At 71.0% G+C, this 23,069-nt stretch carries 20 protein-coding genes; 15 read left to right on the top strand and 5 right to left on the bottom strand.

What is annotated here, in order from left to right; genetic code table 11:
* The 4 genes from BHU15_RS34500 to BHU15_RS34485 all read right to left on the bottom strand — a co-directional run.
* Positions 1-841: DUF1206 domain-containing protein (locus BHU15_RS34500; RefSeq protein ID WP_069630724.1), on the bottom strand; the 841-nt coding region annotated here is incomplete at its 3' end.
* 74 nt (positions 842-915) lie between these two features.
* Positions 916-2,292 (bottom strand): lysophospholipid acyltransferase family protein, encoded by a 1,377-nt coding sequence (locus BHU15_RS34495; protein WP_255293278.1) that lies wholly within the window; start codon positions 2,290-2,292, stop codon positions 916-918.
* A 71-nt stretch (positions 2,293-2,363) separates the two neighbouring features.
* Complete coding sequence (locus BHU15_RS34490; protein WP_069630723.1) at positions 2,364-3,242, bottom strand: phosphatidate cytidylyltransferase; 879 nt, start codon at positions 3,240-3,242, stop codon at positions 2,364-2,366.
* Positions 3,239-3,814, bottom strand: coding sequence for a CDP-alcohol phosphatidyltransferase family protein (locus BHU15_RS34485; RefSeq protein WP_069630722.1), 576 nt, complete (start codon positions 3,812-3,814; stop codon positions 3,239-3,241). Before BHU15_RS34485 ends, BHU15_RS34490 begins: the two co-directional genes overlap by 4 nt.
* Positions 3,815-3,914: 100 nt before the next feature.
* Between BHU15_RS34485 and BHU15_RS34480 the strand changes: the two genes are divergently transcribed.
* From BHU15_RS34480 to cimA, 8 genes are all read left to right on the top strand, one after another.
* Complete coding sequence (locus BHU15_RS34480; RefSeq protein WP_069630721.1) at positions 3,915-4,460, top strand: GNAT family N-acetyltransferase; 546 nt, start codon at positions 3,915-3,917, stop codon at positions 4,458-4,460.
* A gap of 272 nt (positions 4,461-4,732) precedes the next feature.
* On the top strand, positions 4,733-4,861 hold the full coding sequence (locus tag BHU15_RS41760) for a hypothetical protein (RefSeq protein ID WP_023538442.1): 129 nt from the start codon (positions 4,733-4,735) through the stop codon (positions 4,859-4,861).
* A 125-nt stretch (positions 4,862-4,986) separates the two neighbouring features.
* Positions 4,987-6,027, top strand: a complete 1,041-nt coding sequence (locus tag BHU15_RS34475) for a 3-isopropylmalate dehydrogenase (protein ID WP_069630720.1) — start codon at positions 4,987-4,989, stop codon at positions 6,025-6,027.
* 228 nt (positions 6,028-6,255) lie between these two features.
* Positions 6,256-7,359, top strand: coding sequence for a branched-chain amino acid aminotransferase (locus tag BHU15_RS34470; RefSeq protein WP_069630719.1), 1,104 nt, complete (start codon positions 6,256-6,258; stop codon positions 7,357-7,359).
* 76 nt (positions 7,360-7,435) lie between these two features.
* Positions 7,436-8,068 (top strand): ArsR/SmtB family transcription factor, encoded by a 633-nt coding sequence (locus BHU15_RS34465; protein WP_079128581.1) that lies wholly within the window; start codon positions 7,436-7,438, stop codon positions 8,066-8,068.
* A complete protein-coding gene (locus tag BHU15_RS34460; RefSeq protein WP_255293277.1) occupies positions 8,065-9,324 on the top strand; it encodes an MFS transporter in 1,260 nt (419 codons plus the stop codon). The genes BHU15_RS34465 and BHU15_RS34460 overlap by 4 nt, the downstream gene beginning before the upstream one ends.
* Before the next feature lie 99 nt (positions 9,325-9,423).
* Positions 9,424-10,023, top strand: a complete 600-nt coding sequence (locus BHU15_RS34455; protein ID WP_069630718.1) for a TetR/AcrR family transcriptional regulator — start codon at positions 9,424-9,426, stop codon at positions 10,021-10,023.
* A gap of 384 nt (positions 10,024-10,407) precedes the next feature.
* Positions 10,408-12,015: a citramalate synthase gene (gene cimA / locus BHU15_RS34450; RefSeq protein ID WP_069630717.1), complete on the top strand. Its 1,608-nt coding sequence runs from the start codon at positions 10,408-10,410 to the stop codon at positions 12,013-12,015.
* A gap of 84 nt (positions 12,016-12,099) precedes the next feature.
* Here the strand turns inward: cimA and BHU15_RS34445 are convergent, their stop codons facing one another.
* The gene (locus BHU15_RS34445) at positions 12,100-13,986 is read right to left on the bottom strand and encodes an RICIN domain-containing protein (protein WP_079128580.1); all 1,887 of its coding nucleotides are present in this window, start codon (positions 13,984-13,986) and stop codon (positions 12,100-12,102) included.
* A gap of 268 nt (positions 13,987-14,254) precedes the next feature.
* Here BHU15_RS34445 and BHU15_RS34440 point away from each other — a divergent pair, with 268 nt between their 5' ends.
* The 7 genes from BHU15_RS34440 (at position 14,255) to BHU15_RS34410 (ending at position 23,037) form a co-directional block, all read left to right on the top strand.
* Positions 14,255-15,292, top strand: a complete 1,038-nt coding sequence (locus BHU15_RS34440) for a LacI family DNA-binding transcriptional regulator (RefSeq protein ID WP_079128579.1) — start codon at positions 14,255-14,257, stop codon at positions 15,290-15,292.
* 257 nt (positions 15,293-15,549) lie between these two features.
* A complete protein-coding gene (locus BHU15_RS34435; RefSeq protein ID WP_023538433.1) occupies positions 15,550-17,220 on the top strand; it encodes an ABC transporter substrate-binding protein in 1,671 nt (556 codons plus the stop codon).
* A 12-nt stretch (positions 17,221-17,232) separates the two neighbouring features.
* Entirely contained in the window at positions 17,233-18,399 is a 1,167-nt protein-coding gene (locus BHU15_RS34430) for an ABC transporter ATP-binding protein (RefSeq protein ID WP_069630715.1), read from the top strand.
* Complete coding sequence (locus BHU15_RS34425) at positions 18,396-19,376, top strand: ABC transporter permease (RefSeq protein ID WP_069630714.1); 981 nt, start codon at positions 18,396-18,398, stop codon at positions 19,374-19,376. Before BHU15_RS34430 ends, BHU15_RS34425 begins: the two co-directional genes overlap by 4 nt.
* A gap of 3 nt (positions 19,377-19,379) precedes the next feature.
* Positions 19,380-20,450, top strand: a complete 1,071-nt coding sequence (locus tag BHU15_RS34420; RefSeq protein ID WP_069630713.1) for an ABC transporter permease — start codon at positions 19,380-19,382, stop codon at positions 20,448-20,450.
* Positions 20,447-21,526, top strand: coding sequence for an ABC transporter ATP-binding protein (locus BHU15_RS34415; protein ID WP_069630712.1), 1,080 nt, complete (start codon positions 20,447-20,449; stop codon positions 21,524-21,526). Before BHU15_RS34420 ends, BHU15_RS34415 begins: the two co-directional genes overlap by 4 nt.
* Before the next feature lie 101 nt (positions 21,527-21,627).
* Positions 21,628-23,037, top strand: coding sequence for a GH1 family beta-glucosidase (locus BHU15_RS34410; RefSeq protein WP_069630711.1), 1,410 nt, complete (start codon positions 21,628-21,630; stop codon positions 23,035-23,037).
* Positions 23,038-23,069 lie beyond the last annotated feature (32 nt).

The raw sequence follows: 23,069 nt of genomic DNA, 5'->3' as shown, positions 1-23,069 counted from the left end.
TGCGCCAGCGGGCCATCGCGAACGAGAACACCCCGAACAGCACCAGCCCCAGCGCCACCAGTGCGAGCAGCCAGCGTCCGGCCGGCGCGTCCGCGAAGGAACGCAGGGTCGCGTCGAAGCCCTTGGCCTTGTCCGGCTCGTACTCGATCGCGGCCTGGAGGACGAACACGCCGATGCCGCCGAAGAGCACGCCGCGCGCCACGCCGCCGCCGACGCCGGTCACATCGACGAACTGGCGCACCCTGCGTGACATCTGACTGAGCTTCAGATGTTTGTGGTAGTCACGCCTGAGTGCGCGTACGGCGATCCACAGACCGGCGCCGATGATCGCGGCGCCCGCGATGCCCACGATCCACCGGCCGCCGGGCTGCTCCATCGCCGTGGCCGTGATGTCCTGCGACTGCTGGTCGCCGGACGAGCCGCTCTTGTCGCCGGCGGCGAAGGTGAGCACGGAGTACGCCACGAAGCCGTAGAAGACGAACCGCCCCGCCGACAGCAGCCGTTTGCTCGCCTTACGGCCGTCCGGACCCGAGGCGCCGAACAGCGCCTCCGACAGCCGCCACAGCGACATGCCGACGAGGCCGACGCCCAGGGCCCACAGCAGGACCGAGCCCATCGGCTGCTCGCCGATCTCGGCGAGCGCGCCGCCCCGGTCCGCCTGCTCGCCGCCGCCGCCACCGCCGACGTCGGCGAAGGCGATCTGGAGGGCGAGCAGCCCGATGAGCAGATAGATGGTGCCGCGCGCCATGAATCCCCAGCGCGCTGCCGCGTCCATCGCCGAACTGTTCGCCGCCTGACGGCCCTTGCTACGGCCTCTGAGTGACATCGTGCGTGCGTTCATCTGTGCTCCTCCCCATTTACTTCGACCGTCGGGTGCCCCGGGGCCGGGCGGGGAAACGGGGCGGCGCCGCGCCGTCAGCTCCAGCCCGCCACGACGAGTGACAGCCCGGCGGCGAAACCGGCACCCAGCAGGGTCACGTACGCGCCGTAGTGGCGGCGGAAGCGGCACAGCAGCAGACCGAGCACGGCGAAGGCCGCGCCGACCGTCAGCGTCCGCCCGCCGCGGGCCCGCGCGGACTCCACGAACCAGTCGGCGGCGGGCACGTCGGCGCGGCCCGCCTCGGCGGCGTACACCTTGAACGGGATGCCGTTCCACGGCTGGTGGCGTACGGCGGACGCAGACTCGGCCGCCAGCTCCTGCCGCACCTCCGCGCGCATCCGGTCCGTCGTCAGCGGCGCGGGCAACTGGAGCCCCGTGTTCGCGAGTTGGAGCGCCAGCAACCCGCCGGCCAGGCTGCCCGCGAGCGCGGCGAAGGACAGCCGGAGCGCTGCCCGGGGGACGGCGACGCACGCGACGCCCAGCAGCAGTTCGGGCATCAGCGGCCAGCTCAGCGCCTCCGCGCACGCCCAGACGAACGCCAGCAGCAGGCCCAGGCGTGATGCGGCCACCGAGGCCACCCGGCGCCGTACGGGGGAGTCGCGCGGCGGCTCGGCCGGCGTACGGGCGTGCAGGGCGGCGACGGCCGCCCGCGCGTCCTTCGGCGTCGCCGTGGGCGGCAGCGGCTCACCGATCCGCACCCGCACCGGCGACGAACGCAGCCGCCCGTGCTTGGGCAGCAGCCGGTCGGTGCCCGCGATGGCCACCGGTACGACCGGGACGCACGCGCGCTCGGCGAGGACCAGGGCGCCTCGGTGGAAGGCGCCGACCGCGCCGTCCGCCCCGCGGGTGCCCTCGGGGAACAGGACGACCGCGCGCCCGGCCCGCAGCTCGTCCGCCATCGACAGCAGATCGTCCATGCCGCCGCCGGTGCGCCGTACCGGAAACCCCGCCGCGAGCACCCGGCACACGCGCCGTCGCCACGGTGAGGCGAACCAGTAGTCGGCAGCCGCCCCGATGGCCGGACGGTGCCGGGCGTCGAGCGCGGCCAGCAGCGCGGCGGTGTCCGCGTGGGAGGAGTGGTTGGCCACAACTACGCACCCACGGGGCGGCAGTTGACCGTGTCGCCGCACACCGCCGGTGACGGTCAGGACGAGCCACCACAGGGCGCGCCGCAGTACCGCGCCGAGCCGGGAGGGGGAGAGCGCGGCAGTCGGCGCCGCCCCGGGGCCACCGGGACCGACGGAGACGGTACGGCGCCCCCGACCGCGCCCCCGACCGTGCCGCCGCGCCCCGCGCTCGCACCGCTCGCCGGACGGGCCGGCCGCGAACGCGAGAGCGCCCCCCGTGCCGCCGCGTCCGCGCCCGCGCCGGTGCCCGGCGACCGCCGCGCGGCGCCGCAGCCGTCGCGGCACGGAGCGCCCACCCGAACGCGTACCGGAACGCGCACCTGAACGTGCCCTCGTCCGAACGGAGATCCGCGCGGTCATGCCGTCACCACCATCGCGAGCAGGAGAGCCAGCAGCAAGGAGTCGATCCGGTCGAGCAGCCCGCCGAAGCCCGGCAGCCAACTGCCCGCGTCCTTCACGCCCGCCTCCCGCTTGACCATGGATTCGAGCAGGTCACCCAGTACGCAGCCGGTCAGCACGGCCGCCCACAACACCGGCGTGAACGCCCCGACGGCCCCCAGCGCGACCGCGGTCGCCCCCGCCGCTCCCAGCACCCCCGCCCATGTCTTGCTGGGAGACAGCGGCGACAACGACCGGGCGAGCACCCCGCGCCGCCCCAGCGCCGTCCCGCCGCACCACGCCCCCACGTCGCCGAGCGCCACCGCCAGCCCGACCGCGACCGCCGTGTCACCGAGCACCACAAGCCCGGTGAGCGGCAGGGGAATCCACAACAGGGCGAAGACGGTGCGCGCGCAGCGGGTGAATCCCCGTTCGTCGTCACCCGCCAGCAGCGCCGGAAGTGCCGCCACGACCAGCAGGAGCGCCACCACCCTGAGGTCGACCGCCCGCCCGTCCACCGCGGCCGGCACCAGCCACGCCAGCGCCGGGAGTACGACGGCGGCCACGAGCAGCACCGCGTACTCCGCGCGCGGCAGCCCCGCCATCCGTACGTACTCGCCCACCGCCGTCGCCCCGAGCGTCGCCGCGAGCGCGAACGCGCCCCCGGCGCCCAGGAACAGCGCCCCCAGGAACACCGGCGCCGCGATCGCCCACGTCCGCCACCGCTTACGCAGCTCCGCCCGCATCGCCAGCCGCGACGGCAGCGCCGCCACCGCGATCCCGCTCGCCCCGAGGGCGCCGGCGACCAACGGCACGGCGCGCCCCACGGCCTCGCCCGCGAACACGACGCCGCTCATGCGAGCCTCCTCCAGATCCAGCCGAACCGGACGACCGCCGTGAGCGCCGAGCCCGCCGCGATCACCACGAGCACCGGCACCGCCCAGCCGGTCGCGGCGGCGACGACGGCCAGCAGGCAGCGTTCGGTCTTGCCGACGGGGCCGCCGTTACGGCGCGGCGCGCCCGCCGCCGTACCCGCGAGGGACACCCACGACGGGAGCGTCGCCGCCAGCCCCGCCACAGCGACCAGCCACAGTGGCGCGAGCGTGAGAAAACCGGCCAGGACGACCAGGTCGGCGGCGCGGTCGCCGAGTTCGTTCAGGACGGCGCCGCGCCGGGTCGTCCGGCCGGTGTCCCGCGCCAGCGCCCCGTCGAGGTTGGCGAAGGCCAGGCGGGCGGCGAGAAGGACGGCGACGGGGAGCGCGGCGAGCGGTCCGGCGGGCAGCCAGGCCAGGGCGGCGCCCGCACCTGCCGCGCTGACGACACCGGCCGCCGTGAGCGTGTCGGGCGACACCTCACGACGGACGAGCGCGGCCCGGACTCCGGAGAGCCGGGACGCGTACCAGGGCTTCAGTGCGTAAAGGCCGTTCATGGGGCAACTGTCGCGGCAGGTACGTTTTTTCGACATGGAGCAGCTACTCAACCGCGCACTGAGTACGTGTGCGGGCGCCCGGCCTGAAAGAGTGAGAAGCATGTCAGACCCGCTGCGCACCGCCCACACCTTCGAGCTCGACCCGGCGACCCTCGGCGAGATCCGCGACCTCCTCGACGTCGCCTTCGACGGGACCTTCAGTGAGGAGGACTGGACGCACGGACTCGGCGGCGTCCACGTCCTCGTTCGGGACGGCACGGGCGAGCTGGTCGCGCACGGCAGCGTGATCCAGCGCCGGCTGACGCACGCGGGGCGGTGGCACCGCGTGGGGTACGTCGAGGCGGTCGCCGTCCGCGCGGACCGGCGCGGGGACGGGCTCGGCGGCCGGGTGCTCGAGGTGCTGGAGCGGGTGATCGACCGGGCGTACGACATCGGCGCGCTCTCCGCGTCCGAGAAGGGGGCCCGGCTCTACCGGTCGCGCGGCTGGCACCTGTGGCAGGGCCGCGTCGAGGCACTGAGCCCGGACGGCGTGGTGCGGCTGCCGGAGGAGGAGGGGTCGACCTATCTCTGGCCGGTGCCCGGACGCGAACTGCCGTCCGCCGACGACGCGTTGATCTTCGACTGGCGCGACGGCGACGTGATGTAGGAGCGCGCTCGAGATGGGCGACGGCGCCACCGGGCCATGTTCGCCGTCTCAGATAGTAGGACGTCCGACTAACTGTGGAGACAGAACGGCCCGGCTCCCTTAGCTTTGTAGAAGCCGAACGAATCGCTCGATCCAGCGAACGGCGGACGAGAGCGGTCGCCCTCACGCAGGCCACCCCTGCGGGCACGCTCCCCGCCCATCCGGCGCCTCGCAGATGCCTCGTACGGCTCCCCCCGGCCGTACGCCTCAGCTGTCTCAAGGAGTCGATCATCATGGCCGAGACGACAGTCCGCCGCGTCCGTCACCGTGTCCGCAGCAGCGAGTCCGACCGCAAGAACGCCGCGGCGGCCCTCCAGCGCGCCCTCGACCGCAGGGACAACGGCGGCTCCACCGGCCACTGAGCCGGGGCGCCCCTCCCGACACCGCCGCCGCACCGGCGGCCACGTCCCGGCGCACCACAACACGCGGCTGTCCGAATCCTGGACCGCGCGTGTCAGGCACTGGGACGCGCAGTAAGGTGCCCGTCATGTCTCGCAGCATCAACCTCGCAGTGATCCCCGGTGACGGCATCGGCCAGGAGGTCGTGGCCCAGGGCCTGAAGGTCCTCGGCTCCGTGCTCCCGCAAGATGTGAAGCTGGAGACCAAGGAGTACGACCTCGGCGCCCGGCGCTGGCACCGTACCGGGGAGACCCTCCCGGACACGGAACTCACCGCGCTCAAGGCGCACGACGCGATCCTCCTCGGCGCCATCGGCGACCCGTCGGTGCCGTCCGGGGTCCTGGAGCGAGGGCTGCTGCTGAAGCTGCGGTTCGCCTTCGAACACTACGTCAACCTGCGCCCGTCGAAGCTCTTCCCGAACCAGGCCACGCCGCTGGCCGGCCGTCCGGACATCGACTTCGTCGTCGTCCGCGAGGGCACCGAGGGCCCGTACACGGGCAACGGTGGTTCCCTGCGCACCGGTACGCCCGCCGAGGTGGCCACGGAGGTCAGTCTCAATACGGCGTACGGCGTGGAGCGTGTCGTGCGCGACGCGTACGAGCGTGCCAACTCCCGCCCCCGCAAGAAGCTGACGCTGGTCCACAAGAACAACGTCCTCGTCTACGCGGGCCACCTCTGGAAGAGGATCTTCGACCGGGTCGGCCAGGAGTACCCCGAGGTCTCCACCGACTATCTGCACGTCGACGCCGCGACGATCTTCTTCGTCACCCAGCCCGAGCGCTTCGACGTGATCGTCACCGACAACCTCTTCGGCGACATCCTCACCGACCTCGCCGCTGCCGTGACCGGCGGCATCGGCCTGGCGGCCTCCGCGAACATCAACCCCGACCGGGCGTTCCCGTCCATGTTCGAGCCCGTCCACGGCTCGGCGCCGGACATCGCGGGCCAGGGGAAGGCCGACCCCACGGCCACGATCCTCTCGGTCGCACTGCTGCTGCGGCACCTCGGCTTCGACGCCGAGGCCGCCTGTATCGAGGAGGCCGTCGCGGCCGACCTCGCGGAGCGCGGCGGTGCGCCTCGTACGACCGACGAGATCGGTGACGCGCTCGTCGTACGAGTAGCGAGCTGACCCGCCGACGACTCTCCCAGCCGCCGGGTCACCGCACCCGGCGGCTGTGCTTTGCGGCCACCGGGTGTCACCATCATCCGTAGGGCCGCATTCACCCCGTTTCATGCCCGGCCCCGCCACGCGCGACAATCGTGGTGGGCCGCGGCATGAGGGAAAGCTCGGACGTCCTAGTACCTGTAGCGGCGTGAGTGCGGTCCGTCACACACAACCGGTGAAGGACAAGAAACCATGACCACGCCCACGACCGCGTTGCCCACCCTGGCGCTCAAGCCCTCGTCGAATCCGCTGTCCGACGCGCAGCGCGAGGCGATCCTGGCCGCCCCCGGCTTCGGCCGCCACTTCACCGACAACATGGTGACCATCAGGTGGACGGAGGGCCGGGGCTGGCACGACGCGCAGCTCGTCCCCTACGGCCCGCTCTCGCTCGACCCGGCCAACATGACGCTGCACTACGCGCAGGAGATCTTCGAGGGGCTCAAGGCCTACCGCCGCCCCGACGGCACCGTCGCCACCTTCCGGCCCGAGGCCAACGCCCGGCGCTTCCAGGTCTCCGCGCGCCGGCTGGCGATGCCCGAGCTGCCGGTCGAGACGTTCATCGAGGCGTGCGACGCGCTCGTCCGGCAGGACGAGGCGTGGGTCCCGCCGCACGGCGGCGAGGCGTCGCTGTATCTGCGGCCCTTCATGATCGCGGCCGAGGTCGGACTGGGGGTGCGGCCCGCGAACGAGTATCTGTTCCTGGTCATCGCCTCCCCGGCCGGCGCCTACTTCCCCGGCGGCGTGAAGCCCGTCTCCATCTGGCTCTCCGAGAACCGGGTGCGCGCCGTCCCCGGCGGCATGGGCGACGCCAAGACCGGCGGCAACTACGCGGCGTCCCTGCTCGCGCAGGCCGAGGCGGCGGCGGAGGGGTGCGACCAGGTGGCGTACCTGGACGCGGTCGAGCACAAGTGGGTCGAGGAACTGGGCGGGATGAACCTGTACTTCGTGTACGGGGACAAGATCGTCACTCCTGAGCTGACCGGCTCCCTGCTGGCCGGCATCACTCGTGACTCGCTGCTGAGGATGGCGGGCGATCTCGGCTACACGTCGCAGGAGCGCCGTATCTCGATCGACGAGTGGCGGCGTGACAGCGAGAACGGCACCCTCACCGAGGTGTTCGCGTGCGGTACGGCCGCCGTGATCACGCCGGTCGGGCTCGTCAGGTCGGCGAGCGGCGAGTGGACGCAGTCGGGCGGCGAGCCCGGCGAGGTCACGTCGAAGCTGCGCGCGGCGCTGCTGGACATCCAGACGGGGCGGACCGAGGACGTCCACGGGTGGATGCACCCGGTGGTCTGACGTCCGGGGAGCGGTCGACGGAGTAAATGCAGAACATCTCTTCGCGAAGAGATGTTCTGCATTTATGCTCTCCCTCATGACGACCGACCGCGAGCCGAGCAGCCCTCCGACCGCCGACGCGGGCGCCCCGCTGGGTCCCGACCCGGACCACGACGTCACGCTCGACGCCGCGGCGCTGCGCGTACTGGCCCACCCCGTACGGCTGGTCATGCTGAACACGCTGCGGGAGCACGGGCCTTCCACGGCGCGCAGGCTGGCCAAGGAGCTCGATCTGGACTCCGGGGCGGCCAGTTACCATCTGCGCCGCCTCGCGGCCGGCGGGCTCATCGAGGAGGACGAGGAGCGGGGTACGCGGCGTGACCGCTGGTGGCGGGCGCGGCACCGGCGCTCGTACCACGACCCCGCCACCGTGCCGCCGGACGAGCGGCAGGGGAGCCGGGCGTACGCGAACGCGGTGGTGCTCGCCTACGGTGACCAACTGCGCAGGCTCGCCGCGGACGTTCCGCTCTTCCCGGACGACTGGTTCGAAGCCTCGATCTTCAGCGACTACAGCGTGAACCTGACGCCCGGCGAGCTGGAGGAGATGAAGCGCGAGCTGGTGGGCGTCATCGCCAAGTACCGAACACGTGGCGCGAGTTCGGAGGGCGCGGAGCCGGCGGAGGGGGCGGCGCGGGTGTCCGTACAGCTCCAGATGTTCCCCCGGCTGTGATACCCGACGCCGCGGCGTCCGCGCCCGCGCCTGCGTCCGCGCCCGAACGGCCCGCCTACCGCGACCCGGACGTCCTGCGCTGGCTCGGCGCCTACACCACCTCCGTGACGGGCGACATCGTCTACTTCCTCGCCCTCACCTGGGCCGTCACCCAGGAGTCCGGCCCCGCCCAGGCCGGTGTCGTGCTCGCCGCCGGCGCCGTGCCGCGCGCCGTCCTCATGCTGGCGGGCGGCGTCGTCGCCGACCGGTTCGGCCCGCGCCGCGTCGTCATCGGCAGCGATCTCGTCCGCTGCGTGGTGGTGCTCGCCGCGGCCACCGTCGCACTGCTCATCGGCACCGAGCTGTGGCTGCTGGTCGCGCTTGCGGTCGTCTTCGGCTCCGTGGACGCGCTGTTCATGCCGGCGGTCGGGGCGCTGCCTCCACGGATCGCGCCGACCGGTCAACTCGCCCGGGTGCAGGGCCTGCGGCTGCTGTCCATCAGGCTGAGCAACACCGCCGGCCCGCCGCTCGCGGCCTTCGCGCTGTCCGCCGGGGGCTCCCCGGGGGCCTTCGGCGTCGCGGGCGCGCTCTTCGTCGTGTCCCTGGTCCTGCTCCTCGCCGTACGCGTCCGCCCGTTGCCGCCGCGGGACGTACCCGAAGCGGCCGATGTCTCCACGCCCCGTCAGGAGTTCCGCGACGGGTTGCGCTATCTGCGCGCCAACCGCCGCGTCTCGTCCCTCGTCGTCGTCATCGGGCTCGGCGAGATGTGCTTCAGCGGACCGGTCAGCACCGGCCTCGTCCTCCTCGCCGACGAGCGCGACTGGGGTACGGCCACGGCCGGCTGGATCCTCAGCGCCTTCAGCGTCGGCGGGGCGGCCGCCAGCCTGCTGCTGAGCGTGGTCCCCCGCGTGCCGCGCGCCGGGCTCACCATGTCCTGCGCCCTGCTGCTGACGGCGGCGCTGGTCGTCGCCACGGGCAACGCTCCCACCGCCGGCCTCTCGATCGGACTGGGCGCGTTGCTCGGTGCGGCGAGCGGGGCGGCCATGGTGGTCAGCAACGCCCTGCTCCAGAAGGAGACCGACCCCCGCTACCTCGGCCGCGTCACCTCAGTGATGACCCTGTGCACCCTGGGGCTCAGTCCACTGCTCTACCCCCTCGTCGGTCTCGTCTCGGCGAGCTGGGGAACCGGCGCCTTCTTCACCGGCTGCGGCGTCGTCTGCGTACTGGCGGCGGGCGTCGCTCTTCTCGTCCGCCCCGTACGCACCGCCACACTGTGAGCGCCCGCGCGCCATGAAGCCGATCTTCGCGAACGGCGGAGGGATTCACTGTGTGACCCACCGGCGACCCCGTGTGCCCGCATCGGGTACAACGGACGGGTGACACCCACCACGCGCCGCCGCAACGCGGCCCCGCCCCGCGAGGCCGTGCTCGCCGCCGCCATGAACACCATCGCCGGGCGCGGCCTCGACGGCCTCACCATGGCGGGGCTCGGACGCGACGTCGGAATGAGCAGCGGGCACCTCCTCTACTACTTCCGTACGAAGGACGAGCTGCTGCTCCAGACCCTGGAGTGGAGCGAGTCGCAGCGCGGCGCCAAGCGCAGGGGGCTGCTGGCCCGGCAGGTGACGGTGCGGGAGCGGCTGGACGCGTACGTCGATCTCTACGTCCCCGACGGCCATCGCGATCCGCACTGGACGCTGTGGCTGGAGGTCTGGAACCGCTCGCAGGACGCCGCCGACGACGCCCGCGCCCGCCAGGCGGCGATCGAGCGGGCCTGGCACCGGGACCTGGTGGCGCTGCTGGCCGAGGGAATCTCGCGCGGCGAGCTGCGGGCCGTCGATCCGGACCGGTTCGCCGCCCGGCTGCGCGCGCTGCTCGACGGCTTCAGCGTCCATGTGGTGGTCGGCGTACCGGGTACGGGGCGGGCCCAAGTCCTGGCACATGTTCGCGAGTTCATCGAGGACGCACTCATCTGACCGGGCTCTCGGACGGTCGAGGACACGCGGTGGGTGACCCGACCGCGTGACCCTGCCGCCCCGGTCACCACCGCGGACGTCCCGTCTCACGCCACCCCACGTACCGCCCGCATCGTGAGACGGGGCTCCCGTCGCGGTGCAAACGTGCCAGACTGCCTCCGTGTTCTCGTTCGCCATGATTATGGGCAGCAGGCGCGCCGGTCCGCAGTGACCGCCACGTACCACCACGTACGGGCGGCCATCGTGCCCCAGACCCGCGCGCAGACCTCTCGCACCCGCGAGGGGTTTTTTCGTTTTCCGGCCCCACCCCGGCCGAGACGGGACGCACGCGCAGACGGTGGCGGTGGAGCCAGACCTCCCTCACTCGACAGGAGCCACAGAGTCATGACCACAGATCCGACGGTCACCGACGACAGTTTCCATGTCTTCGACACCACGCTGCGCGACGGAGCCCAGCGCGAAGGCATCAATCTGACGGTCGCCGACAAGCTGACCATCGCGCGGCACCTGGACGACTTCGGGGTGGGGTTCGTCGAGGGCGGCTGGCCGGGCGCCAACCCGCGGGACACCGAGTTCTTCGCCCGCGCCCGGAGCGAGATCGACTTCAAGCACGCACAGCTCGTCGCCTTCGGCGCCACCCGCCGTCCCGGCGCCAGGGCATCCGAAGACCCGCAGGTCAAAGCACTCCTCGACGCCGGCGCCCCGGTGATCACGCTCGTCGCCAAGTCGCACGACCGGCACGTCGAGCTCGCGCTGCGCACGACCCTCGAAGAGAACCTCGCGATGGTCGCCGACACCGTCTCCCACCTGCGCGAACAGGGCAGGCGCGTGTTCGTCGACTGCGAGCACTTCTTCGACGGCTACCGCGCCAACCCCGAGTACGCCAAGGCCGTCGTCCGGGCCGCCGCCGAGGCGGGCGCCGACGTCGTCATCCTCTGCGACACCAACGGCGGCATGCTGCCCGCCCAGGTCCAGGCCGTCGTCGCCACCGTGCTCGCCGACACCGGCGCCCGCCTCGGCATCCACGCCCAGGACGACACCGGCTGCGCCGTCGCCAACACCCTCGCCGCCGTCGACGCGGGCGCCACCCACGTGCAGTGCACCGCGAACGGCTACGGCGAGCGCGTCGGCAACGCCAACCTCTTCCCCGTCGTCGCCGCGCTGGAGCTCAAGTACGGCAAGCAGGTCCTGCCCCCGGGCGCGCTGTCGGAGATGACCCGCATCTCGCACGCCATCGCCGAGGTCGTCAATCTGACGCCCTCCACCCATCAGCCGTACGTCGGTGTCTCCGCCTTCGCGCACAAGGCCGGGCTGCACGCCTCCGCGATCAAGGTCGATCCCGACCTCTACCAGCACATCGACCCCGCCCTGGTCGGCAACACCATGCGGATGCTCGTCTCCGACATGGCGGGGCGCGCCTCGATCGAGCTCAAGGGCAGGGAACTGGGCATCGACCTCGGTGACGACCGCGACCTGGTCGGCCGCGTCGTGGGCCGGGTCAAGGAGCGCGAACTCAAGGGCTACACGTACGAGGCGGCCGACGCCTCCTTCGAGCTGCTGCTGCGCGAGGAGGCCGAGGGCAGGGCGCGCAGCTACTTCCGTACGGAGTCCTGGCGCGCGATCGTCGAGGACCGCCCGGACGGCTCGCACGCCAACGAGGCGACCGTGAAGCTGTGGGCCAAGGGCGAGCGCATCGTCGCCACCGCCGAGGGCAACGGGCCCGTCAACGCGCTGGACCGGGCCATGCGGGTCGGCCTGGAGCGCATCTATCCGCAGCTGGCCAAGCTGGAGCTGGTCGACTACAAGGTCCGCATCCTGGAGGGCAAGCACGGCACGGAGTCCACGACGCGCGTGCTGATCACCACGGGAGACGGGGCGGCCGAGTGGTCGACGGTGGGGGTCGGCGAGAACGTGATCGCCGCGTCGTGGCAGGCCCTGGAGGACGCGTACACCTACGGACTGCTCCGCGCCGGGGTCGAGCCGGCCGAGTAGGCGCGCGGGCGCGCGGGACGCGCCCACGGGGTGCCGGTGACCGATCGGCCGCAGGCACCCCGTGGGCGCGGAACGGAGCGGGATCTACGTCTGGAGCCGCCACTTCTGGTTGGCCGCCCCGGTGCAGCTCCACAGCTGCGCCTTTGCCCCGTTCGCCGACGAATTCCCGGTGATGTCGAGGCACTTGTCGGCCGGGGCGTTCACCAGATCGCCGCTGGCCGACTCGTATCTCCACTGCTGCGCCCCGGAGCCGTTGCAGTCGTACAGCTGAACCTTCGCCCCGTTCGCCGTCGAACCGCCGGCGACGTCCAGGCACTTGCCGAGCGCGCGCACCGCCCCGTCGCCGCCGATCGTCCAGCGCTGCGCGGCCGATCCGTTGCAGTCCCAGAGCTGGACCGCCGTCTCGTTGGAGCTGTTCCCGCCGGCCACCTCCAGGCACTTGCCGCCGAGACCGTTCAGTGAGCCGGTGGTGCCACCGCCCCCGCCGGACTGGCCGCCCGCCCAGGTGAAGGTGGCCGACGTCTTGCCCGGCAGCGAGTAACTGAAGTTCTGGCCACCCCAGTTGACCCGGATCTCGCGCGCCTGCGACGCCTCGTTGTACGCGATGAGCGCCTTGGAGCCGTTCGGGTTCTGCCAGGCCACGTTGGGCACCGTGGTGCTGGCGGACGACTCGATACGGTGCGCGCCCGGCGTCACGAACTTGGTGAGGTGCCCCATCGTGTAGTACTCGATGTTGTACTTCACCTGCCCGTGCTGCGCGCCGCCGTTGTTGACGGTGATCAGCCCGTCGCAGGTGCCGCAGCCGCCGTTGTGCGGGCCGCGGTTCTGGTCCACGGCCAGGGACCACTTGGTCACCGACTTCGCCCAGTTACGGGTGTAGTTGATGATGTTGGACATGTCCTCGGTCTGCTGATTGCCGATCCAGGTGCCGCCGGAGTGCTCGGTCTGGAAGGCGTCCAGCTGCGGGTACTGGTTGTGCACCTGCGTCTGCTTGCCGACGTCGCCGCCGTAGCCGTGCCACGCGATGCCGCCGAAGTTGGGGTGGCTGCGGATCGCCGGGTCGTTCACGGTCTCGGCCGCGTACGCGTCGTAGGTGTCCCAGTTCCAGTCGTGCGCCATGACCTTGGTGGGCAGGCCGGCCGCCTGGAGCCCGGGGAGCAGTTCCGCCTTGGTGAAGTACGCGAGCCCCGAGGCGTTCCAGCTCATGGACGGGTACGAGGAGCAGCAGGTCGGCTCGTTCTGCGCGGAGACGTAGTCGATCGGCAGGCCCTGATCGCGGTACGCCTGAAGGTACTTGACGAAGTAGTCGGCGTACACGCCGTAGTTCTCCGCCTTCAGCCAGCCGCCGTTGAGCTGACCGTTGTCCTTCATCCACGCCGGGGCGGTCCACGGCGACGCCATCGTCGTCAGCGCCGGGTTGAGCTGCTTCGCCTGCTTCGTCAGCGGCAGCACGTCCTGGAGATCATGTGCGATCGAGAACTCCGAGAGGTCCGGGTCGGTCTGTCCGGCCGGCATGTCGTCGAAGGTGTAGCCGAACCGCGCGAGGTCCGAGCCACCCAGCGGGTTGCGGATGAACGAGAGCCCGATGCCGTCCGTCGGGGAGAAGAGCTTGCGCATCGTGTCGTCGCGGGTGGCCTGGGAGAGCGCCCCGCTGCCCTTCATCAGCCAGGCGGCCGTGTCCGTGAACGAGGCGCCGCCGCCGGTGAAGGTCTGGTACTTGGTGTTCTCGTTGACGGTGACGTTGGTGCCGCTCCCGCCGTTGCCCGGCTGGAAGTTGACGGGTGCCTGCTGCTGGAGCCCGCGGGTCACCGTACGGCCGCCGCCGTCGCTGGTGGTCGTCAGCCAGATGTTCACCTGCTCGCCCGCGGCCTGCGCCGTACCTGCGGAGACGCCGGTGAGGCCGGCGGTCGTAAGTGCGCCGACGAGAAGCATCCGCGTCAGCCGCGCTCGTGCGGTTCTCGGTCTGATCATGGGGCGCTGCCCTTCTTGACAGAGGGGTGGGGGGTCTTCCATGGATCGTGAGGCGAGCGTGAACTCTGTTGTGAACTCCAGTCAAGGGCTTGAACATTCAGAACCTGAACGCATAACCCCCTCTGGATCCCCAGGAGTCGCCTCCCGAGTAATTTCGGCGTGAAGTCTTGACGGCTTTGGTCTGGACCGGTTAACTCGCCGCTCACATTGGAACCGGTTCCGGTACCGGTACCGGAACCGGTTCCAGCCCACGATTCGGAGGCCCTCGATGCGCGTCACCATTGCTGATGTCGCCCGCGCGGCCGGCGTCAGCAAGACGACCGTGTCCCGGGTGATCAACACCAAGGGCGAGGTCGACGGCGGGACGGCCGCCAGGGTCCGCGCGGTCATCGCATCTCTTGGATACGTGCCCAGCTCGGGCGCCGTCGGACTGGCCCGCGGCAGCAGCCGTACGGTCGGGATGCTGGTGCCCTCGCTCACCTGGCCGTGGATGGGCGAGGTCCTCCAGGGCGTCGTCGACACGGTGGAGGCCGCCGGCTACGGCCTGCTGCTCTTCACCTTCAACCGCGGCGCGGACTCGGTCGAGCGCTTCACCACCCAGGTCTCCGCGCGGGCCTTCGACGGACTGCTCGTCGTCGAACCCGAGAACACGCTCGACAAGATCATCGCCCTGAGCGACAGGGGCCTGCCGGTCGTGCTGATCGACGACCGCGGCAGCCACCCCGACGAATTCCCCTCCGTCGTGACCACCAATCACGAAGGAGGTGCGTCCGCCGCCCGCCACCTGCTGGCCGACGGGCGCAGCAGACCCCTGGTCATCACGGGGCCGGAGCAGTTCGGCTGCGTACGCGACCGCCTCGGCGGCTTCCGCGAGATCCTGCCGACCGACCTGGTCGCGGTGGGGGACTTCACCGAACTGTCCGGACGTCTCGCCGTCGAGCGACTCCTCGCCGCCGGGACGCCGTTCGACTCCGTCTTCGCGCACAACGACATCAGCGCCGCGGGGGCGCTGCGGGCACTGCGCGCCGCTGGGCGGTCGGTGCCGGACGACATCGCCGTGGTCGGGTTCGACGACATCCCGATGGCCCAGCACACCGAACCGCCCCTGACGACCGTCCGCCAGCCCACCCGGCGGATGGGGGAGACGGCGGCGCTGATGCTGCTCGGGCACCTGGGAGGGGCGACCGCGCAGGAGACGGTCGTTCTCCCGACGGAGCTGGTCGTACGGCAGTCGGCCCCGCTCGCCGCGAACTCCGGCCCCGTCAACGGGAGTTCGGCGTCCGCGTCGGCACACAGATTTCCGTAACAGCACGACGCCCGCCTGACGCACCGGCAGGACAGCACACGGGCGGCACGACGCACCGTCAGCACCGCACAGTGCACCGGCAGGACAGCACAGCCGTACGGCCGCACCACAGGCACCCGGCAGACCCGCACGCGTCCACCAGCTCACATCACCCGCACCCGCACACAGCACCTGGTAACGCACCACACCCGGTCCCCAGGCCCCGGTACCACGGGCCCGCCGTCCCACAGAGCCGCAATTCCCTTTCTGGAGTCGCCATGTCCGCACACCGCAAGCTCCGGGCGCTGGCCGCCGCCACCGTCGTGGCCGCGCTCGCCGCCGGATGTTCCTCGGCCAACTCGGATGCCAACCGGTCATCAGGCGGCGCCTCCGGCGTCCTCACCATCGGTATGCCGAACGGCCCGCAGACCAACAACAGCAACCCGTTCCTCGGCACCTCCGCCGGCGCGTCGCTCGGCTACCGCTACATGATCTACGAGCCGCTGGTGATGACCAATCAGGTACGCCCCAGTGAGAAGGGCAAGCCCTGGCTGGCGAGCGACTGGAAGTGGGAGGCGAACTTCACCAAGGTCACCTTCACCATCGACGACCGGGCGAAGTGGTCGGACGGCAAGAAGCTGACCGCCGAGGACGTGGCGTTCACCTTCGGGCTGATCAAGAAGTACCCGGCGCTCAACGGCAACGGCGTGCCCTACGACGGCATAACCGCGGAGGGCGACAAGGTCGTCCTCACCTTCAAGGACTCGCAGTTCGTCAACCAGAACAAGATCGCCACGACGTTCGTCGTGCCGAAGCACATCTGGGAGAAGGTCAAGGACCCGGCGACCTGGCCCAACCGCGAGCCGCTCGGCTCGGGACCGTACAAGCTCAAGACGTTCACGCCGCAGACCACCACGCTCGACACGACGTCCTCCTACTGGAAGGGCAAGACGCAGGTGAAGGAGCTCCGCTTCACCTCGTACAACGACAACAGCGCGCAGACCACCGCACTCGCCAACGGCAAGGCCGAGTGGTCGTTCGTGTTCATGCCGAACTACAAGCAGCTGTACGTCGCCAAGGACCCCAAGAACAACAAGCTCTGGTTCCCCTCCGGACTCGGCATCCACGGCCTGTGGTTCAACACCACCAAGGGCCCGCTGGGTGACCCGGCGCTCCGCAAGGCCATGGCCATGGTGATCGACCGCAAGGCGATCCACGTCCAGGCGCAGGCCACGCTCTACCCGGAGATCACCAACCCCACCGGCATCCCGCTGCCCGCCGGTGAGTCCTTCCTGGCCCCCGAGTACAAGGGCGTCACGATCAAGCCCGACCTCGCCGGCGCGAAGAAGGTCCTGGACGAGGCGGGATACACGCTCGACGGCAGCGTTCTGAAGGACCCGGACGGCAAGGCCGTGAAGCTGACCTTCACCGACCCCGCCGGCTGGAACGACTACATCACGGGCCTGTCCATCATCAAGGACAACATCAAGCCCCTCGGTATCGAGGCGAAGGTCAAGACACAGACCGCCGAGGCGTGGACCTCCGACGTCGGCAACGGCAACTTCGACGCCACGCTGCACTGGACCAACTCCGGTGCCACGCCGTACGACATGTACCAGAACATCATGGACGGCGCGCTGCTCCAGCCCATCGGGAAGAACGCGCCGCTCGGCAACTTCGGCCGGTTCGACAGCCCCGAGGCGACCAAGGCGCTGAAGGAGTACGCGAACGCCACCGAGGACTCGGCGCGTACCACGGCGCTGAACACCCTCCAGAAGATCATGGTCGACGAGGTCCCCATGATCCCGACGGCGGCGGCGCCGATCGGTGCGGAGTACTCCACGAAGAACTGGGTGGGCTGGCCGACGGAGGCCGACCCGTACGGCCCGCCGCAGCCGACCCAGCCGAACGCGCTGGATGTCGTACTGCACCTCAAGCCCGCGAAGTGACGAGGCCGGCCGATGACCAACCACGACCAGGACCCCGCCGAGAACGGCGCCACGCACGGCGCTGACAGCTCCGGCCACAGCCCCATTCTCAGCGACGGTGACAGCGACATCGTGCTCGAAGCGCGCGGCGTCACCAAGCACTTCCCCGTCAGACGCACCGTCGGCGACCTCGTCGGCCGCCGGCACCGCACCGTCCACGCCGTCGACGACGTCTCGCTGCGCCTGCGGCGCGGCAGCGTCACGGCGCTGGTCGGGGAGTCGGGGTCGGGCAAGTCGACGGTGGCCCGGCTGCTGTCACAGCTGTATCCGCTCACCGGCGGCGAGATACGGCTCGGCGGTGTCCCGGTCAAGGCTGGTCGCGGCCGGTCCTTCCGGGCGTACGTGAAACAGGTCCAGCTGATCTTCCAGGACCCGTTCGCCTCGCTCAACCCCGTGCACACGGTGCGCTACCACCTCACCCGCTCGCTGAAGATCCACGGCAAGCAGGCGACCGAGGCCGAGGCGTGCGAACTGCTGGAACGCGTCCAACTGCTGCCACCTCTTCAGTACTTGGACAAATTCCCGCACGAGCTGTCCGGCGGCCAGCGCCAGCGCGTCGCCATCGCGCGGGCGCTGGGCGCCGACCCCAAGGTGCTCCTGGCCGACGAGCCCGTCTCGATGCTGGACGTCTCCATCCGGCTCGGCGTACTGAACCTGCTGCGTGACCTCAAGGAGCGCCTGCACCTGGCGATCCTCTACATCACGCACGACATCGCGTCCGCGCGGTACTTCGCGGACACGACCCTCGTGATGTACGCCGGCCGGATCGTGGAGGGCGGCGACAGCGAGACCGTCACCCAGCAACCCGCGCACCCTTATACCCAGTTGCTGATCGCGTCGGCCCCCGACCCGGACCGGATCGTGGACGAGGAGGACCAGGAGGAGACCGGCAGCGGCGAGCCCCCTTCGCTGATCTCCCCGCCCGAGGGCTGCCGCTTCCACCCCCGCTGTCCCAAGGCGATGGAGCGCTGCCGCACCGAACTGCCGCCCCGTTTCGAACTCGACGACGGCCAGTGGGCGGCGTGCTGGCTGTACGAGGACCGCCCCGTCGCCACGACGATCCCCGGCGCGAGCACGACGGACGCCGGCACGGACGCAGGCACGGACGGCGCGAGCACGACGGAGGTGGCGGCGAAGTGAAGTTCGTACTCCAGCGGATCGCCTTCTACGCCGTCACGGCGTGGGCGGCGATCACCATCAACTTCCTGATCCCGCGGCTGATGCCCGGCGACCCGGTCCAGGCGCTGATCGCCCGCTTCCAGGGCCAGCTCGACACCAGCGCGATCGCCTCCCTCAAGGCCCTCTTCGGCCTCGACAAGGAACGCTCGCTCTGGCAGCAGTACACCGACTACTGGGGACAGCTCTTCCAGGGCGACCTCGGCCTCTCCTTCACCTTCTTCCCGACGCCCGTCAGCGAGGTCATCTCGCAGTCGCTGCCCTGGACACTGGTGCTGGTCGGTCTCACCACCCTGATCAGCTTCCTGCTCGGCACCGGCATCGGCGTCTACAGCGGCTGGCGGCGCGGCTCCTGGATGGACAGCCTGCTGCCCGTCACGACGTTCATCTCCTCGATCCCGTACTTCTGGCTCGGGCTCATCGCCATCGCCCTGTTCGCCGTGAAGTGGCCGATCTTCCCGGCCGCCGGCGGGTACGACAGCTCGCTGGTGCCCGCGTTCGACGTGCCGTTCATCTCCAGCGCGCTGTACCACGGCTTCCTGCCCGGCGTCACGATCATCCTGAGCGCCATCGCCGGCTGGATCCTCGGCATGCGCAACATGATGGTGACCGTCTCGTCCGAGGACTACGTCATGGTCGCGCAGGCCAAGGGGCTCTCCGAGCGCCGCGTGATGTTCTCGTACGCCGCGCGCAACGCGATCCTCCCCAACATCTCCGGCTTCGCGCTCTCGCTCGGCTTCATCGTCGGCGGCACGCTGCTGGTGGAGATGGTCTTCTCCTATCCGGGCATCGGCTATCAGCTCTTCCAGGCCGTCGGTGCCAAGGACTACCCACTGATGCAGGGCGTGTTCCTGATCATCACGCTCTCCGTGCTCGCGGCGAACCTGCTCGCGGACATGGTCTATCTCTTCCTCGACCCGCGCACCCGGAAGGAGGCCTGAGCCATGTCCATTCCCGCAACAGAGGTCGCCGTACTCGACGCGGCTCCGGCGCCCACCCCCTCCAAGCGAGCCCGACTGCGCTTCCTGCGCGGCGGCAAGACCCTCACGGGCCTGTCGATCCTGGGATTCTTCACCCTGCTCGCGATCATCGGCCCGTGGATCGCCCCGTACGACCCCGACATGATGAGCGACAAGCTGCTCCAACCCCCGTCCGGCGACCACTGGTTCGGCACCACGCAGACCGGTCAGGACGTGCTGTCGCAGATTCTTGTCGGCACCCGGGGCGTGCTCCTGGTGGGCTTCATCGCCGGGTTCTTCGCGACGGTGCTGTCCGTGCTGATCGGTGTCACCTCAGGGTTCCTCGGCGGCGTCATGGACGAGATCCTGTCGGCGCTGTCCAACATCTTCCTCGTCATCCCCGCGCTGCCGCTGATCATCATCATCGCCAGCTTCGTCTCCGACGCGGGCGACCTGCTGATCGCCGCCGTGATCGCCTTCACCTCCTGGGCCTGGGGCGCGCGGGTCCTGCGCGCCCAGACCCTCTCGCTGCGCAAACGCGACTACGTCGAGGCCGCGAGAGCCACCGGCGAGCCGACGTGGCGGATCATCGGCTTCGAGATCATGCCGAACCTCACCGCCGTGATCGCGTCCGGCTTCGTCGGCACCGTCATCTTCGCCGTCCTGCTGGAGATCACGCTCGCCTTCATCGGCGTCGCCGACATCTCCAACTGGAACTGGGGCACCGTCCTGTTCTGGGCCCAGTCCAACCAGGCGCTCGCGCAGGGCGCGTGGTGGTGGTTCGTCCCCGCCGGGCTCTGCATCGCGCTGCTCGGCACGGCGCTCGCGCTGATCAACTTCGGCATCGACGAGTTCGTCAACCCGCGGCTGCGCACCGAGACCGGCTCCTCGCGGAAGATCCGGATGCGGGTCGGCTTCACGCCGGTGGCGCGCACCACGGACCGTACGAACGGTGCCGCGGGCACGAACGGCAGCGGCCCCGCCGTGGCCGCCGCACCCGGGCGGACTCCCGAACGGACTCCCGCACGCACTCCCGACAAGGAGCCCCGCGCATGACGACCGGTCGCCCCGTCCTCACCATCAGCGGCCTCAATGTCGATTACGGCACCGGCCCCGGCGCGGTCCACGCGCTGCGCGACATCGACCTGACCCTGCACCGCGGCGAGGTCCTCGGCCTGGCCGGCGAGTCGGGTTCGGGCAAGTCCACGCTCGCCTACGCCGTCACCCGGCTGCTCTCCCCGCCCGGGGTGATCACCGGCGGCGACGTGCTATACCAGCCGCCGCAGGACGGCGCGGCCCCGGTGGACCTGCTGGCGCTCACGCCGCAGGAGTTGCGCGCCTTCCGCTGGCAGGAGCTGTCGATCGTCTTCCAGGGCGCGATGAACTCCCTCAACCCCGTGCACACGGTGCACAGTCAGCTCACCGACGTGCTCCGGGCGCACCGCCCCGACATGAAGTCGCCCGAGCGCACCGCACGCGCCGAGGAACTGCTGACGCTGGTCGGTATCTCCCGCGACCGGCTCGGCGCGTTCCCGCACCAGCTGTCCGGCGGCATGCGCCAGCGCGTGATGATCGCGATGGCGCTCGCGCTGGAGCCCGAGATCGTCATCATGGACGAACCGACCACCGCGCTCGACGTGGTGATGCAGCGTCAGATCCTGCGCAAGCTCGTCGCGCTCCGCGAGGAGCTGGGCTTCTCCGTTGTCTTCATCACCCACGACATCTCGCTGCTGATCGAGTTCTCGGACCGTATCGCGATCATGTACGGCGGCCGGATCGTCGAGGAGGCGGGCGCCGCCGAGATCTACCGCGACCCGCGCCACCCCTACAGCGACGGGCTGCTGCACTCCTTCCCCGCGCTGCACGGGCCCCGCAGGGAACTGACCGGCATCCCCGGCTCGCCGCCGCACCTGACGGCGATGCCGACCGGCTGCGCCTTCCATCCGCGCTGCGGCAAGGCGTTCGACCCGTGTGCCGAGCACGTACCGGTGCTGGCCGCGCCGGACGGGGCGGCGGACGGCGAGGACGAACGCACCGTGGCGTGCTGGCTGCACCACGCCGCCCCCGCGCCCTCCGCCGCCGATCCCGCCCCGGAGCCGGCCGGGGACACGTCGCCGGCCCGCTCCGGCTGATCCGCACCCCGACACGCCCGCCACGGCTGACACGCCCGCCCAGGCACTGTCCGCGCCCGGCCCCGCCCGCGCCGTGCGCCCACCGATGAACCAGGAGACCCATGAACGCCACCCCCGTCCAGGACCTCGCCCGCCCCGCCGCGGCGCTCAAGGGCCTGCCTGCCGACTTCCGTTGGGGCGTCGCCACCTCCGCCTACCAGATCGAGGGAGCGGCTGCCGAGGACGGCAGAACCCCCTCGATCTGGGACACCTTCTGCCGGGTCCCGGGCGCGGTGGAGGGCGGCGAGCACGGCGACGTGGCGTGCGACCACTACCACCGGATGCCGCAGGACGTGGAGCTGATCGCGGGCCTCGGCGTCGACACGTACCGCTTCTCGCTCGCCTGGCCGCGCATCCAGCCCGGCGGGCGCGGGCCGGGCAACGCGAAGGGTCTGGACTTCTACAAGCGCCTCGTCGACGAGCTGCACGGCAGGAACATCACGCCCTGGATCACGCTCTACCACTGGGACCTGCCGCAGGAGTTGGAGGACGCGGGCGGCTGGCCGGCCCGCGACACGGCGTACCGCTTCGCGGACTACGCGGCGATCGCCTACGACGCGCTCGGCGACAGCGTCGAGCACTGGACCACGCTCAACGAGCCCTGGTGCTCCGCCGTCCTCGGCTACGACGCGGGCGTCCACGCCCCCGGCCGTAAGGACTTCGGCGACTCGATCCGCGCCGTGCACCACCTCCTGCTCGGCCACGGCCTCGCCTCACGGCGCATCCGCGAGGCCGCCGGCGACAACCCGCTGGAACTCGGCATCACCCTCAACCTCGGTACGGCCACCCCCGAGACCGACAGCGAGGCGGACCGCGAGGCCTGCCGCCGCGCCGACGGCCAAGGCCGCCGCCTCTACCTCGACCCGCTCGTCCACGGCCGCTACCCCGAGGACGTCGTCGCGGACCTGGCGCTGCGCGGCGCGGAACTGCCCGTCCAGGACGGCGACCTGGAGATCATCGCCAATCCACTGGACGTCCTCGGCGTCAACTTCTACCGGGGCGCCCTGTTCTCCGGCGTCACCGAGAGCGGCTCCCCGGCCGACGAGAACGGGCTGCCCGTCACCCGCGGCGTGCCCCGTGACCTGCCCCGTACCGCCATGGACTGGGAGATCACACCGACCGAACTCACCGACCTCCTCCTGGGCCTCCAGGAGGACTACGCCATCCCCACCGTCATCACCGAGAACGGAGCCGCCTTCGACGACACCGTCGCCGCCGACGGCTCCGTCCCGGACGCGGACCGGACCGCCTATCTCGCGGACCACCTCGCGGCCGTCGCGGAGGCGCGCGCGCAGGGCGCCGACGTACGCGGCTATTTCGCCTGGTCACTGATGGACAACTTCGAGTGGGCGTACGGCTACGACAAGCGCTTCGGCATTGTCCGCGTCGACTACGACACCCAGGTCAGGACCCTCAAGGACAGCGCCAAGTGGTACCGCGACACGATCGGCCTCACCCGAGAGGCGCGATAGGTCCCACCGGACCCAGGCCCCCGCCCCGCCCC

This window comes from Streptomyces niveus (genome assembly GCF_001723055.1).
In the GTDB taxonomy this organism is placed as follows: Bacteria; Actinomycetota; Actinomycetes; order Streptomycetales; family Streptomycetaceae; genus Streptomyces; species Streptomyces niveus.
The sequence above is the reverse complement of the archived record's forward strand: the minus strand, read 5'-3'. Positions and strand labels throughout refer to the sequence as shown.